11 protein-coding genes and 2 pseudogenes are annotated in these 13424 nt (G+C 72.8%); 5 read left to right on the forward strand and 8 right to left on the reverse strand.

Going from position 1 to position 13424, the window contains the following annotated elements:
* Window positions 1–61 precede the first annotated feature (61 nt).
* A pseudogene (locus J7E94_RS30880) lies at window positions 62–853 on the forward strand (class I SAM-dependent methyltransferase); the annotation flags it as partial.
* A gap of 167 nt (window positions 854–1020) precedes the next feature.
* On the forward strand, window positions 1021–1620 hold the full coding sequence (idi, locus tag J7E94_RS30885; RefSeq protein ID WP_215020113.1) for an isopentenyl-diphosphate Delta-isomerase: 600 nt from the start codon (window positions 1021–1023) through the stop codon (window positions 1618–1620).
* Window positions 1621–1668: 48 nt separating this feature from the next.
* Here the strand turns inward: idi and J7E94_RS30890 are convergent, their stop codons facing one another.
* Both J7E94_RS30890 and J7E94_RS30895 read right to left on the reverse strand, forming a co-directional pair.
* On the reverse strand, window positions 1669–2172 hold the full coding sequence (locus J7E94_RS30890; protein WP_251057488.1) for an ATP-binding protein: 504 nt from the start codon (window positions 2170–2172) through the stop codon (window positions 1669–1671).
* Window positions 2173–2302: 130 nt separating this feature from the next.
* A complete protein-coding gene (locus J7E94_RS30895; RefSeq protein WP_215020115.1) occupies window positions 2303–2989 on the reverse strand; it encodes an HdeD family acid-resistance protein in 687 nt (228 codons plus the stop codon).
* An 88-nt stretch (window positions 2990–3077) separates the two neighbouring features.
* Here J7E94_RS30895 and J7E94_RS30900 point away from each other — a divergent pair, with 88 nt between their 5' ends.
* Window positions 3078–3842: an enoyl-CoA hydratase/isomerase family protein gene (locus J7E94_RS30900; RefSeq protein ID WP_251057480.1), complete on the forward strand. Its 765-nt coding sequence runs from the start codon at window positions 3078–3080 to the stop codon at window positions 3840–3842.
* Here the strand turns inward: J7E94_RS30900 and J7E94_RS30905 are convergent.
* A pseudogene (locus J7E94_RS30905) lies at window positions 3829–4237 on the reverse strand (DJ-1/PfpI family protein); the annotation flags it as partial. The gene J7E94_RS30900 and the pseudogene J7E94_RS30905 overlap by 14 nt on opposite strands.
* A gap of 423 nt (window positions 4238–4660) precedes the next feature.
* On the opposite strand from J7E94_RS30905, the gene J7E94_RS30910 reads away from it, so the two are divergent.
* Window positions 4661–6298: an ABC-F family ATP-binding cassette domain-containing protein gene (locus J7E94_RS30910; protein ID WP_215020117.1), complete on the forward strand. Its 1638-nt coding sequence runs from the start codon at window positions 4661–4663 to the stop codon at window positions 6296–6298.
* Between the two features lie 304 nt (window positions 6299–6602).
* A complete protein-coding gene (locus J7E94_RS30915) occupies window positions 6603–6893 on the forward strand; it encodes a hypothetical protein (protein ID WP_215020147.1) in 291 nt (96 codons plus the stop codon).
* Between the two features lie 67 nt (window positions 6894–6960).
* On the opposite strand, the gene J7E94_RS30920 is transcribed toward J7E94_RS30915, so the two are convergent.
* From J7E94_RS30920 to J7E94_RS30940, 5 genes are all read right to left on the reverse strand, one after another.
* Window positions 6961–7749 (reverse strand): SDR family oxidoreductase, encoded by a 789-nt coding sequence (locus J7E94_RS30920; RefSeq protein WP_308345549.1) that lies wholly within the window; start codon window positions 7747–7749, stop codon window positions 6961–6963.
* On the reverse strand, window positions 7746–8936 hold the full coding sequence (locus J7E94_RS30925) for an MAB_1171c family putative transporter (protein ID WP_215020118.1): 1191 nt from the start codon (window positions 8934–8936) through the stop codon (window positions 7746–7748). Before J7E94_RS30925 ends, J7E94_RS30920 begins: the two co-directional genes overlap by 4 nt.
* Window positions 8933–9427: an ImmA/IrrE family metallo-endopeptidase gene (locus J7E94_RS30930; RefSeq protein ID WP_215020119.1), complete on the reverse strand. Its 495-nt coding sequence runs from the start codon at window positions 9425–9427 to the stop codon at window positions 8933–8935. The genes J7E94_RS30925 and J7E94_RS30930 overlap by 4 nt, the downstream gene beginning before the upstream one ends.
* Before the next feature lie 250 nt (window positions 9428–9677).
* Window positions 9678–12176 carry a Tex family protein gene (locus tag J7E94_RS30935; RefSeq protein ID WP_215020120.1) on the reverse strand — a complete coding sequence of 833 codons (2499 nt, stop codon included), beginning with the start codon at window positions 12174–12176 and terminating at the stop codon, window positions 9678–9680.
* A gap of 100 nt (window positions 12177–12276) precedes the next feature.
* A complete protein-coding gene (locus J7E94_RS30940; RefSeq protein WP_215020121.1) occupies window positions 12277–13140 on the reverse strand; it encodes a hypothetical protein in 864 nt (287 codons plus the stop codon).
* Between the last annotated feature and the right edge of the window lie 284 nt (window positions 13141–13424).

A 13424-nucleotide genomic window follows, 5' to 3' on the forward strand; every position in this document is an offset into this window, starting at 1 on the left:
CTTCCAAGGGTTCACGTTGACCGACAACACCGGCTCCACCGACAACACCGGCTCCACCGACATCGACGCCACCAGCGGCGCGGCCACCGACGCGGCCACCGACGGCGCCGCCTTCTGGGAGGCGTTCTTCGAGCTGCACCGCGGCCTGCCCCGGCAGGCTCCCGGTTCCGACGCGAGCACCCGGCACCTGCTGTCCCTGTGCGGACCGCTGCCCGAGCGGCCGCGCGTCCTCGACCTGGGCTGCGGTCCGGGCCGCAGCGCCCTGCTGCTCGCCGCCGAGGCGGGCGGGGCCGGCGGCGCCGAGGTGACCGCCGTGGACCGCCACGGCCCCTTCCTCGAAGAGCTCCGTACGGCCGCCGCGGTCCGCGGGCTCGCCGACCGCGTCCACCCCGTCCGGGGGGACATGGGTGCGCTCCCCTACGACGACGGCTCCTTCGACCTCGTGTGGGCGGAGGGCTCCGCCTACGCCATCGGCTACGACACCGCCCTCGCGCGGTGGAAGCGGCTGCTCGCCCCGGGCGGCACCCTCGTGCTGACCGAGTGCGAGTGGACCGTCGCGCAGCCGTCCGCCGGGGCGCGCGCCTTCTGGGACCGCGAGTACCCGCTGCGCTCCACCGCGCGGAACCTCACGGCCGCCCAGGCCGCCGGGTACCAGGTGCTCGGCGTGTACCACCTGCCCGACTCCGACTGGGCCGAGTACTACGGCCCGCTCGCCGAGCGGGCCCGGGCCGCCGAGCCCTCGACCCCCGCGAGGGCAGCCGCGCTGGCCGCCACGCGCGAGGAGCTCGACGCACGGGCCCGCCACGGGCACGAGTACGGCTACACGGGCTACGTCCTGCGGGCCGTCGACCCGGCGGCGTCCGAGACACCGCCGGGGACGCAGTACGCGGCGTGATCTCTGCCCCTCGCCGCTCGCCGCTTATCACGCGGCGGGGGGCAGACATGCGCGGGCCTCGTCAGTGCGGGCAAGCCGCTTTTGTACGGCAGACTGAGGGCCGAAGTCCGAAGCGAAGGATGGGTATGCCGACCACACCAGCCACCGCCGCGAACAGCGCGTCCAACGGCACCGCGACTCAGGATCCGATCATGCTCGAGCTGGTCGACGAGTCCGGGAACACCATCGGCACGGCGGAGAAACTCTCCGCCCATCAGGCGCCCGGGCTGTTGCACCGGGCGTTCTCCGTGTTCCTCTTCGACGAGCAGGGTCGCCTGCTCCTCCAGCAGCGGGCGCTCGGGAAGTACCACTCCCCCGGCGTCTGGTCGAACACGTGCTGCGGTCACCCGTATCCCGGGGAGTCCCCGTTCGCGGCGGCGGCCCGGCGGACCCACGAGGAGCTGGGGCTGTCGCCCTCGCTGCTGGCGGCGGCGGGGACCGTGCGCTACAACCACCCGGACCCCGCGTCGGGTCTGGTGGAGCAGGAGTTCAACCACCTTTTCGTGGGACTCGCGCAAGCGGCCCCGCGGCCGGATCCGGAGGAGGTCGGGGACACCGCCTTCGTCACCGCCGAGGAGCTGGCGAAGCGGCACGCCGAAGCGCCGTTCTCGGCCTGGTTCATGACCGTGCTGGACGCGGCTCGGCCCGCGATCCGCGAGCTGACGGGTGAAGCGGCGGGCTGGTAGCCGTTTCGTCGTCGCCGTCGGCCCTGCGGCCCCCGGCCCCCGCGTCGTTCAGACGGCGGGAGTGGCGGGGGCCGGTGCGGTCAGCGGCAGCGCCGCCCAGATGACCTTGCCGCCGGTCGAGGTGTGCTCCACGTCGCAGACGCCGCCGGCCTCCAGCGTGACCTCCCGTACGAGGAGCAGCCCCCGGCCGCCGGTCTGGCCGAAATCGGCCTCCAGCGCCTTGGGGCGGTAGGGGTGGTTGTCCTCGACGGCCACCCGTACCCACTCGCGGCCGATCGCGACCTCGACGGCGACCTCCGGCGAGAGCAGCGCGGCGTGCCGGACCGAGTTCGTCACCAGTTCGGAGACGATCAGCAGCAGGGAGTACACGAGGTCCGGGTGCGCCGGCACGCCTTGGCGCCCGAGCAGGTCCCGGACCGCGCGGCGCGCCTGCGGAACGGATTCTTCTACGGCGGGAGCGGTGAACCGCCACACTCCCTCGTATGCGAGGGGGTCGGCCGGAGCCTGTGGTTCCCCCTCCCTGGCTGGCGGGACGCTCCCGCTGACATCCATCTTCCGTCCCCCGTCTTCGCGCTCGATCGTCTCCACGCCTCCAGAGTGGGGAACGGGCTGGTCCGGGCCGGACCCCTGACCAGAAGACAGCGTCAATCGGACACTTTCTGACCACTGGCGTATGACAGAGTCAGTTGTTCGACTGTTCCTGATCTTCTGCGGGGCGCTTCTCGGCCGCCTGGCGTGTATCGTCCGCCGCCCCCGAGCCGGGCTCCGCCTTGTCCTCCCTGACCAGCCCCAGGATGCGCCGGGCGCTCAGGCCCAGGGCCACCAGGCTCAGCCCGTCGAACAGGAGGGCGAGCGAGAAGAAGGTACCGATCACGTACAGGCTGTTGCCGGGCCAGTTCGACAGGATCAGGATGCCCAGCAGGACGCCGAAGGCGCCCTGGACGAGCGAGAGCCCGAAGTTCGAACCGCGCACCACCAGGGAGCCGGCCAGCCGGAACACCCCGCCGGTGAGGAAGAGCAGCGCGGCGAACATGGTCAGGGCCTCGGCGCTCGCCTCCGGGCGGCGCAGGACCACGAAGCCGGCCGCCAGGTTGATCGCGGCGACGATGACCGCGAGCCAGAAGTAGGTGCTCCTGCGCGATTGCACGGCGTGCAGCAGGCCCACGACGCCGCCGACCAGCAGCAGCCAGCCGAAGAGGAACATCGAGGTCAGGGTGGCCACGCCGGTGTAGACCAGGCCGACCAGACCGGCCAGCACGAGAATCACCCCGAGCAGGACCAGCAGCCCGAAACTGCGGCTGAGCTTCTTCTTCTCCCGCTGCGGTTCCCGGCCCTCGGCGTCCTTCCCGTCGGTACGGTCTGCGCCCATGAGCGTGCCACCTCCTCGCACCCCCCGGACGGACTCGTCTCGATCCCCCTTGATCATAGGATCGGCGGCCCGGGATAGCATCCGGCGCATGGACGCAGCCCGGGACGCAGCACTCCTGCACACGGTCTCCGACGGGGTCGCCACCGTCGTGATCTCGCACCCCGCCAAGCGCAACGCCATGACGGCCGCCATGTGGCGGACGCTCCCCGAGCTGCTGGCGGGCCTGGCGGCCGATCCGGCCGTACGGGTGCTCGTGCTGACGGGGGCGGGACCGACCTTCTGCGCGGGGGCCGACATCTCCTCCATCGGCGGGGACGACGACCCGCAGGCGCTGGCCGTGGCGGCGGAGGAGGCGCTGGCCGCCTTCCCGAAGCCGACGCTGGCGGCGGTCCGGGGCTTCTGCGTGGGCGGCGGCAGCCAGCTGGCGGCCGCGTGTGACCTGCGGTTCGCGGAGGAGGGGGCGTCGTTCGGGGTGACCCCGGCGAAGCTGGGCATCGTCTACCCGGCGTCCTCCACCCGGCGGCTGGCCGCTCTGGTGGGTCCGGCGTGGGCCAAGTACCTGCTCTTCTCGGCGGAGCTGGTCGGCGCCGAGCAGGCACTGCGGGCCGGGTTCCTGAACGAGCTGGTGCCGGCTGGCCAACTGTCCAAGCGGGTCGCGGACTTCGCCCGCACGCTGGTCGGGCGCTCGCAGCTCACCCAGGCGGCGGCGAAGGAGTTCGCGGACGGCCGGAGGGACCGGGACGCGTACTGGACGGCCCGGGCGGCCGGAAGCGGCGACACCGAGGAGGGTGTCGCCGCCTTCCTGGAGCGCCGTGAGCCCCGCTTCACGTGGACGTGGACTACCGCAGGATGAAGCGGCTCTTGGCACGCAACTCCTCGACGACGTCGGCCGGGGCCTTGTCGGGCGAGCCCGCGTCGTAGGGCGGCTGGGGGTCGTACTCGGTCAGCAGCTGCACGGACTGGGCCAGCCGGTCCCCGCCGATCCGGCCCAGCAGGGTCAGCCCCATGTCGATGCCGGAGGACACCCCGGCGGCGGTCACGTACGTGCCGTCGGTGACGACCCGCTCCCCGGTGGGCAGGGCCCCGTAGGCCGGGAGCTGGTCGAGGGCCAGCCAGTGGGAGGTGGCCCGGCGCCCCCGGAGCAGCCCGGCGGCGGCCGGCAGCAGCGAGCCGGTGCACACCGAGGTGGTCCAAGGTGCTGGTGGCGTCGGCGGTCCGCAGCCAGTCGAGGAGGACCTCGTTCTCCATCGGCCTCCGCCGGTCCGGGCACGTCCAGGTCACCCTTCAGCCAACGATCCGCGGCGATCCCGTGACACTATGTATGCGCACGCCCGGCGCCCAGGGCGACGTCGGGCACCCTCCTTGGCCGTAACCGTGCAGGTCGGGCCGACCAGCGCCGGAGGGACGTGCTCACACGGACCGCCAACGGTCGGCACCAGGGCACGCAGACGATTGGCGCATGTTCGACATCTTGCCGTGCATGAATCCCGAGGACAACGCGGGATCGCTGCGCCAAGCAGAGACGCTCTGCACCCCCGTCGTAGACGGCGAGGCCGTGTCTCCGACACGGCCTCATGGTGTGGCGTGCGGCCCGGTGGCCGCAATGACGTGCATCCCACCTGTCCGGCCATGCCCAGGGGGCGTCGTATGCCCGGATAGGATCGGGAAATCATGACTGCAACCCTCGTCGCCAAGAAGCTCACCGCCGCGCACGGCGAGCGCACGCTGTTCGCCGATCTCGACCTCGTCGTCGCACCCGGCGACGTCATCGGCCTCGTCGGCGTCAACGGCGCCGGGAAGTCCACCCTGCTGCGCCTGCTCGCCGGGCTGGACACCCCCGAGACCGGTGAGCTGCGGCTCTCCCCGCCCACCGCCGCCGTCGGCCACCTCCCGCAGGAGCCGGAGCGCCGGCCCGCCGAGTCCGTACGGGACTTCCTGGCCCGGCGTACGGGCGTGGCCACCGCCCAGGCGGAGCTCGACGCGGCGACGCAGGGCCTGGTGGACGGCACGCCGGGCGCGGACGACGCGTACGCGACGGCCCTGGACCAGTGGCTGAACCTCGGCGGCGCCGACCTCGACGAGCGGGCCGAGGAAGTCGCCGCCGAGCTCGGCCTCACCGTGGGCCTGGACCTCCCCATGACGGCGCTCTCCGGCGGCCAGGCGGCGCGCGCGGGCCTCGCCTCGCTCCTCCTCTCCCGGTACGACGTCTTCCTGCTCGACGAGCCCACCAACGACCTGGACCTGGACGGCCTGGAGCGGCTGGAGCAGTTCGTCAAGGGGCTGCGCGCGGGCACGGTCGTGATCAGCCACGACCGCGAGTTCCTGACGCGGACCGTCACCAAGGTCCTCGAACTCGACCTGGTCCAGCAGCAGATCAACCTTTTCGGCGGCGGCTACGAGGCGTATCTGGAGGAGCGCGAGCGCGCCCGGAACCACGCCCGCGAGGAGTTCGACGAGTACGCGGGCAAGAAGTCCGCGCTCGAAGGCCGCGCGCAGATGCAGCGCAACTGGATGGACAAGGGCGTGCGCAACGCGCGCCGCAAGGCGAGCGACAACGACAAGATCGGCAAGAACCTGCGCGGCGAGTCGAGCGAGAAGCAGGCTGCCAAGGCCCGCCAGACGCAGCGGGCGATCGAGCGGCTCGATGTGGTCGACGAGCCGCGCAAGGAGTGGGAGCTGCGCATGGAGATCGCGGCGGCCCCGCGCTCCGGCTCGGTGGTCGCGACCCTGCGCGAAGCGGCCGTCAAGCGCGGGGACTTCACCTTCGGCCCGGCCGGCCTCCAGATCGACTGGGCGGACCGGGTGGCCATCACCGGGGCCAACGGGGCGGGCAAGTCCACCCTCTTGGCCGTCCTGCTCGGCCGGCTGGAGCCGGACTCCGGCTCCGCCACCCTCGGCTCCGGGGTCCTGATCGGCGAAGTGGACCAGGCCCGCGGCCTGTTCCTCGGTGACGAACCGCTGCTGGAGGCCTTCTGCGCTGCGGTCCCGGACACCGAGCCGGCCGAAGTCCGCACCCTGCTGGCCAAGTTCGGTCTCAAGGCGGCCCACGTCCTGCGCCCGGCGGCCACCCTCTCCCCCGGCGAGCGCACCCGTGCTGCCCTGGCGCTGCTCCAGGGCCGCGGCGTGAACCTGCTGGTCCTGGACGAGCCCACCAACCACCTCGACCTCCCGGCGATCGAGCAGTTGGAGTCGGCCCTGGAGGCCTACGAGGGCACGCTTCTCCTGGTCACCCACGACCGCCGCATGCTGGACGCCGTCTCGGTGACCCGCCGCCTCCAGGTCGTGGACGGCAAGGTCAGCGAGCTCTAGTGCTGTGACCGGGCCGGTCTCAAGGTGCCGACCGGCCCGGGCGCGACTAGCCTTTGTGGGTGAGAGCCGCAACCGCGGAGCACGCCCCCATGGGCCGGAGTCCCGCGTAGTCGAGGGTGGAACCTCTGACGCGCACCTGCTTCGGGACCCACGGGGCGCCTGAGCCCCCTGTGGCCGGAAATGTGCCTCCGCACTTCCCGCGGCCCTGTATCCGATCCGCGCTGCGCATTCTGGTTCTGCGGCCGCGGTTCCCCCGCTCACGCCCCGGAGAGGTGCGAGAGGGTGGAAGGAAAGGGAAATTCCTATGTATGCACAGAGAGCGAAGCGCCTCTTCGTGGTCTCCGCTGCCGGTCTCCTGATGGCCGGCGGGGCCGCGCTCGGTACGGCGGGCACCGCCTCGGCGGCGGCACCGACCCAAACCGTCAGCTACGTCACCGGCGGCGGCTGGGACGACGATGACAACGGCTACGGCTACGGCCACCACGGCCGCTGGAACGATGGCAACGGCTATGGCTACGGCCACCACAGCGGCTGGGACGATGACGACGACGACTACGGTTACGGAGGACACGGCCGAGGAGGCCACGACTGCTGATTCGTCCCCTTCACCTCACTGCGTGCGCGGCCCCGTCACCGGGCCGCGCATCGGGCTGCCGCCGACTTCAGTGCTCGTCCGCCCGGTCTGCCGGAGTGCGGCGGGTGCGGGCCATCCTGCGGGCCACGAAGCCGCGCGGGAGGTGCCGGGCCGCCAGGGCGTACGCCCGGTAGCGGCGGCCGGTGATGCTGAGCGGGCGGCGCAGGGCGAGATCGCGCAGGGCGCGGGCGACCACGGCCTCCGGTTCCAGCCAGACCGCTTCGCGCAGGGCGCTGACGTCCATCCCGGCGCGCTCCTGGAACTCGGTGCGCGTGAAGCCGGGGACCACCGCCAGGACCCGGATCCCGTACGGCTCCATGTCCACCCGCAGGGACTCGCTGAAGGCGGTGACCCAGGCCTTGGCGGCCCCGTAGGTGCCGGTCGGCAGGAGGCCCGCCACCGAGGAGACGTTGAGGACGGCCCCGCGGCGGCGCTCGCGCAGGCCCGGCAGCAGGGCGTGGGTGAGCCGGAGCGGGACCTTCACCAGCAGGTCGAGCATCCGCTCCTCGTCCTCGACCGGGCTGTACGGGAAGGGCGCGGGCAGCCCGAAGCCCGCGTTGTTGACCAGGATGTCCACGGGCCGGCCCCGGTCGGCGAGCCGCTCGGCGACCGCCGCGCAGTCCCCCGCGTCCAACAGGTCGGCGGGCAGCACCTCCGAGACCGTGCCGAACTCGCGGCCCAGCTCCTGCGCGACGGCCTCCAGCCGGTCCTTGTCGCGGGCGACCAGGACCAGGTCGCAGCCCTTGGCCGCGAAGCCCCGGGCGAAGGCCGCGCCCAGTCCGGAACTCGCCCCGGTGACCAGTACGGTGGTGCTCACGACACCTTCACCTCCCCGTTTCCGGCCGCCGAGGTGTACGCCTGGGCGACGTCGACGAGGAACCGCGCCTCGTCCGCCAGGTCACCGCCCTCGTGCGAGCTCTGCATCGCGGCGGGCAGTTCCAGCCCGGCCGACTCCCCTGCGTGCCCGGGCCGTCCGGCGAGTTTCGCCTGCCGCGCCTCCTGCAGTACGGAGGCCAGCGCGGCCGCGGTGCGCCGCTGCTCGGGGATCCCGCGCCCGGCGACCTGGCCGCGGGCGAGCTCCAGGGAGCCCGGCGCGACGTACTCCCCCAGGATCAGGATCGCGTCGCGCGTCTCGATGACCTTGCGGTACACGAGCATGTCGCGCGGGACCGGCGGCCACAGCAGCTCCACCAGCCGGCCGGCCCGGGGCTTGTTGAGGGCCACGTGCGGGACGGCCTGGACCAGATCGCGCCACAGCGGCCACAGCCGCCAGGCCGTGGCGATGTCGGCGGCGGTACGGCGGAAGGTGAACAGGGTCGGCACGAGGATCGCGGCGGCGCGCAGCAGGCCGTGCAGGTTCATCAGCAGCGGCAGGGCGGGCATCGCCCAGGTGCTGCCGAACAGGGCCTTGAGCAGGTACGCGAACCAGAACAGGCCGGCCAGCGCGGTGCCGAGGCCGAAGAGCCGCAGCCCGGCAGCCAGTCCGCGGCTCTCGGTGCGGCGGCTGTAGCGCCAGCACAGGGAGACGCAGACGGTGTTGGCGACCACGTGCGCGGAGATCAGCACCAGCCAGTACGCGAGCGAGGGCACCGGATCGCCGACGGGCGGCATGGTGTGGGTGCCGTGCGCGGGAGCGGCCAGATCCAGGGCGATCAGTGCGGAGAGCCAGCACACCGTGGCGATCCACGAGGCGAGCTGGAGCCGGCGGCCGCGCGTGGTGGCGGCCACGAAGTAGATCACGGCGCCCGCGGAGAACACGCCGATGAGGTTGCGGACGAGGCCGATGGTGTGGGCGTAGCCGGGGCCGCGCCCCATGGCGTACGCGACGACGTCCGGGAGGTTCAGGGTCATCGCGGCGGCGGCGGTGGCGACGGCCAGCCACAGGCCGCGCTGCTGCGGGGAGCGCAGGGCGCCCGGGGCGCGGAGCAGGACCGCGATCCACAGGCACACGACGCCCGGGACGGCGAGCGCGTTGCCGAAGTCGGTCAGGCCGGCGGCGGTCATCTCTCCCCCCGCTCGTAGCCCATGGCGGACTCCAGCCGGGCCAGGGTGCCCCGGGCCGGGGCGGCCGTGTGCGGGCCGGAGTTCGCGGTGCGGATGCGGATCATGCTCGCGAGCATCTCCGCCTCCTGCTCCTGGCGGGTGGTGTAGTTGGTGCGCCCGAGTACGGTCGGGGCGCCTCCGTCGGCTTCCTCACCCTCCAGCGAGTGGTGGCCGAAGAGGATGTGGCCGAGCTCATGGAGCACGATGTGCTCCCGGTGGAGCGGGGTGGTCTGGGCCTCGTAGAAGACGTAGTCGACCGTGTCGGTGCCCACCCACAGACCGCAGACGCCGGATTCCGCCGCCTCCTTGGGGAGCGGGTGCAGCCGGATCGGGCGGCCGCGCTGCTCGGCTATTCGGTTGCACAGCACGTCGAGGGAGAACGGACGGGTCAGATCCAGATGGCCGAGAATGTTCTCGCACCGTTTGCGCAGACTGAGTTGCGGGTGGGGCATGTGATCCCTCTTCGGACCCTTTCTCGGGCAGCGTCGGTAGGCGTGCGTGGGCATGGGCATGGTGTCCTGTGCCTTCGGAGGCGGCCTCGGGGAATGCGGTCCTGAGGGGAAATGCGGATGCCCGTCCGCCAGGTGACGAACGGGCGTTCCACCATGCCTACAGATCTTGTACGCGAGTTGGCAAGGTGTCCTCGGATCCAGGGCACCTATTCGGCCATTTCGCGGGAAGACCCGCGCGCACCTGCGCTGACTAGCGCTTTCGTCGCTCCTCGGGGCCGGTCAGGCCGGCGCGGCGCAGGGCGTCGGCCATGGCGCTGTTGGCCGGGGCGGGGGCGCTGCCGCCGCCCTGCCGGCGGTCCTGGCCCTGACCCTGACCCTGACCCTGACCCTGACCCTGACCCTGACCGCGCCGGCCCTGGTTCCGCTGGTCCTGGCCCTGGCCTTGGCCCTGGTCCTGGCCGCCTTCGCGGGAGCCCGTGCCGCCGCGCTGCTGGGGAGGACGGGCACCACCGCCACCGCCACCGCGCCGCTCCTGCCGCTCCTCGCGCTGCCTGGGCGCACCGGCGGTACGGTCCGCCTCGTCCTCCAGCCGCAGGGTGAGCGAGATCCGCTTGCGCGGGATGTCCACGTCCATGACCTTCACGCGGACGATGTCGCCCGGCTTGACCACGTCGCGGGGGTCCTTGACGAAGGTCTTCGACAGCGCCGAGACGTGCGCCAGCCCGTCCTGGTGCACGCCGATGTCGATGAAGGCGCCGAAGGCGGCCACGTTCGTGACGACGCCCTCCAGGATCATCCCGGGGGCCAGGTCGCCGATCTTCTCCACACCCTCCTTGAAGGTGGCCGTCTTGAAGGCGGGGCGCGGGTCGCGGCCCGGCTTCTCCAGCTCGCGCAGGATGTCGGTGACCGTGGGCAGGCCGAAGGCCTCGGTGACGAACTGCTCGGGCCGCAGGGAGCGCAGGACGCCGGTGTTGCCGATCAGGGCCGCCACCTCGCCGCCGGCCGTCTTGCCCATCGCCCGGACCACCGGGTAGGCCTCGGGGTGCACGGCGGAGGCGTCCAGCGGGTCGTCCCCGCCGCGGATGCGCAGGAAGCCGGCGCACTGCTCGTACGCCTTCGGGCCGAGCCGGGCCACGTCCTTGAGCCCCTTGCGGCTGCGGAACGGGCCGTTGGCGTCGCGGTGGGCCACGATGTTCTCGGCGAGTCCGCCGCTGATGCCCGATACGCGCGAGAGCAGCGGCGCGGAGGCGGTGTTGACGTCGACTCCGACGCCGTTGACGCAGTCCTCGACCACCGCGTCGAGCGAGCGGGAGAGCTTCACCTCGGACAGGTCGTGCTGGTACTGGCCGACGCCGATCGACTTAGGGTCGATCTTGACGAGCTCGGCCAGCGGGTCCTGGAGGCGGCGGGCGATGGAGACCGCGCCGCGCAGGGACACGTCCATACCGGGGAGTTCCTGCGAGGCGAAGGCGGAGGCGGAGTACACGGAGGCGCCGGCCTCCGAGACCATCACCTTGGTGAGGCCCAGTTCGGGGTGGCGGGCGATGAGGTCCCCGGCGAGCTTGTCGGTCTCGCGGGAGGCGGTGCCGTTGCCGATGGCGATCAGGTCGACCGCGTGCTCCTCGGCGAGGCGGGCCAGCTTGGCGAGGGACTCGTCCCACTTGTTGGCGGGGACGTGGGGGTAGATCACGTCGGTGGCCACGACCTTGCCGGTGGCGTCCACGACGGCGACCTTCACGCCGGTACGGAAGCCCGGGTCGAGGCCGAGCGTGGCGCGGGTGCCGGCGGGCGCGGCGAGCAGCAGGTCGCGCAGGTTCGCGGCGAAGACCCGTACGGCCTCGTCCTCGGCGGCGGAGCGCAGCCGCATGCGCAGGTCGATGCCGAGGTGCACCTGGATCTTCGTGCGCCAGGCCCAGCGGACGGTGTCGGCGAGCCACTTGTCGCCGGGGCGGCCGCGGTCGCCCACTCCGAAGCGGCGGGCGATCATGCCCTCGTACGTGGACGGTCCGGGCGTCTCGCTCGGCGGCTCCGGCTCCAGGGTGAGGTCGAGGACGTCCTCCTTCTCGCCGCGGAGCATGGCGAGGACGCGGTGCGAGGGCAGCGCGGTGAACGGCTCGGTGAAGTCGAAGTAGTCGGCGAACTTGGCGCCTGCCTCCTCCTTGCCCTCGCGGACCTTGGCGGCGAGCCGGCCGCGGCCCCACATCCGCTCGCGCAGTTCGCCGATCAGGTCGGCGTCCTCGGCGAACTTCTCGGTGAGGATGGCGCGGGCGCCCTCCAGGGCGGCGGCCGGGTCGGCGACGCCCTTGTCCGCGTCGACGAACGCGGCCGCGGCGGTGGCCGGTTCCACCGACGGGTCGGCGAGCAGGCCCTCGGCGAGCGGCTCCAGGCCGGCCTCGCGGGCGATCTGCGCCTTGGTGCGGCGCTTGGGCTTGAAGGGGAGGTAGATGTCCTCCAGCCGGGCCTTGGTGTCGGCCGCGTTGATCCGCGCCTCCAGCTCGGCGTCGAGCTTGCCCTGCTCCCGTACGGAGTCCAGGATCGCGGCGCGCCGGTCCTCCAGCTCGCGCAGATAGCGCAGCCGCTCCTCGAGGGTGCGCAGCTGGGCGTCGTCGAGCATCTCGGTCGCTTCCTTGCGGTAGCGCGCGATGAACGGCACGGTGGAGCCGCCGTCGAGCAGCTCGACGGCGGCCTTGACCTGCCGTTCCCGTACGCCGAGTTCCTCGGCGATCCTGCCTTCGATGGACATCGTCACGATCGGGTCCCGCCTGCCTTCGTTTGCACTGGAAGGCTGCCAATTGTGGCAGGTGGCGGCGGCGGTCGGCGGGACCCCTGCCGATCGGCCGGCTGCCGGGTCAGCCCTTGCCGCGGAGGTCGGCCGGGAAGGCGCCGGCCGCGACGGCCTTCAGCACGAAGCCGCCGCCCAGCTCCGCCAGGCGGGCCAGGCCGGCCGCGCCGAGGTGTTCGTACGGGGCGGCGTCCAGGCGGTCGGTCTCGGTCTCCAGCCGTTCGCGCAGGGCCTTGCCCTCCTCGGTCAGCTCCCCGGCCGCGTCGAGCACGCCGCGCTCGCGCAGGCGCTCGGTGGCGGCGTCCAGGTCGGCCTGCTCCCAGCCCCGGGTGGCCTTGAGCCACTTGGAGGTCATGCCCTTGCCGGTGGCTCCGTGGCTGACGAGGGCCTCCACCGGGTCGAGCCCGACGATGAGCAGGGCCGCGAGGTGGCCATCGCCGCGGTGCTCGCGGAGCAGGGTGGCGGCGTGCCAGAGCCGCAGGTGCGGCTGCTCGGGCACCGGGAGGTCGGCGTGGGCCGCGTAGAGCGTGCGGGCGTGGCGGCTACAGCCCTCGGTGGCGCGTATGGCCAGCTCGGCGGCCTCGGCCAGCTCGGGTGACTCGACGGTGTCGTCGCCGAGGAGCCGGCGCAGGGTGCTGTCGGCGGCGCGGTAGCGGGCGGCGATGACCTCTTCGGGGGAGACGCTGTCCCAGACTGCGGGCAGGTAACGGGCGAGGTGGTCGTAGCGGTAGTTGTAGAAGGTGGCCGCGACGACACCGGGCCCGACGGGACCCATGGCGGCGGCCCGTCCGGCCAGGTTGGCGGCGGTCGGGTTGTCGACCCCGAAGGCGGCGAGCTCCTTCAGGTAGTCCGGGGAGAAGTACACCGTGGAGTGCAGCGGGTTGATGGCGCCGTGCCAGGCGTGTCGGGCGGCGAGCGGGGGAAGAGTCATGCGCCGCAGGTTACCGACTGCTCAGTATGTCCGGAAGACGCTTTCGCGCCCGCGGGGTCGGCGGGAGGGGCGGGCCGGCCACATCCAGCCGGGTGACCCTGTCCTTTCTGGCCTTTCTTCCGCAGTTCCCGAGCCCCTCCGCGGGCGGTCCGCGGGCGCGGATGCGGCTGCTCGGCGCGGCCGTGAGCCGTCGGCTGCGACGCCGTCCGGCGGCTCTGGCCCGGCAGAACCGGGCGGTCGGCGCCGTGTACCCGGTGCCCGGCGCGCACGCCGCCCCGCCCCGG

Source organism: Streptomyces sp. ISL-94, from assembly GCF_018614075.1.
GTDB lineage: Bacteria > Actinomycetota > Actinomycetes > Streptomycetales > Streptomycetaceae > Streptomyces.

Bases quoted from the DNA above. Each gene is read 5' to 3' on its own strand.
- idi (WP_215020113.1), top strand. From the start codon at position 1,021: ATGCCGACCACACCAGCCACCGCCGCGAACAGCGCGTCCAACGGCACC.
- J7E94_RS30890 (WP_251057488.1), bottom strand. From the start codon at position 2,172: ATGGATGTCAGCGGGAGCGTCCCGCCAGCCAGGGAGGGGGAACCACAG.
- J7E94_RS30895 (WP_215020115.1), bottom strand. From the start codon at position 2,989: ATGGGCGCAGACCGTACCGACGGGAAGGACGCCGAGGGCCGGGAACCG.
- J7E94_RS30900 (WP_251057480.1), top strand. From the start codon at position 3,078: ATGGACGCAGCCCGGGACGCAGCACTCCTGCACACGGTCTCCGACGGG.
- J7E94_RS30910 (WP_215020117.1), top strand. From the start codon at position 4,661: ATGACTGCAACCCTCGTCGCCAAGAAGCTCACCGCCGCGCACGGCGAG.
- J7E94_RS30915 (WP_215020147.1), top strand. From the start codon at position 6,603: ATGTATGCACAGAGAGCGAAGCGCCTCTTCGTGGTCTCCGCTGCCGGT.
- J7E94_RS30925 (WP_215020118.1), bottom strand. From the start codon at position 8,936: ATGACCGCCGCCGGCCTGACCGACTTCGGCAACGCGCTCGCCGTCCCG.
- J7E94_RS30930 (WP_215020119.1), bottom strand. From the start codon at position 9,427: ATGCCCCACCCGCAACTCAGTCTGCGCAAACGGTGCGAGAACATTCTC.
- J7E94_RS30940 (WP_215020121.1), bottom strand. From the start codon at position 13,140: ATGACTCTTCCCCCGCTCGCCGCCCGACACGCCTGGCACGGCGCCATC.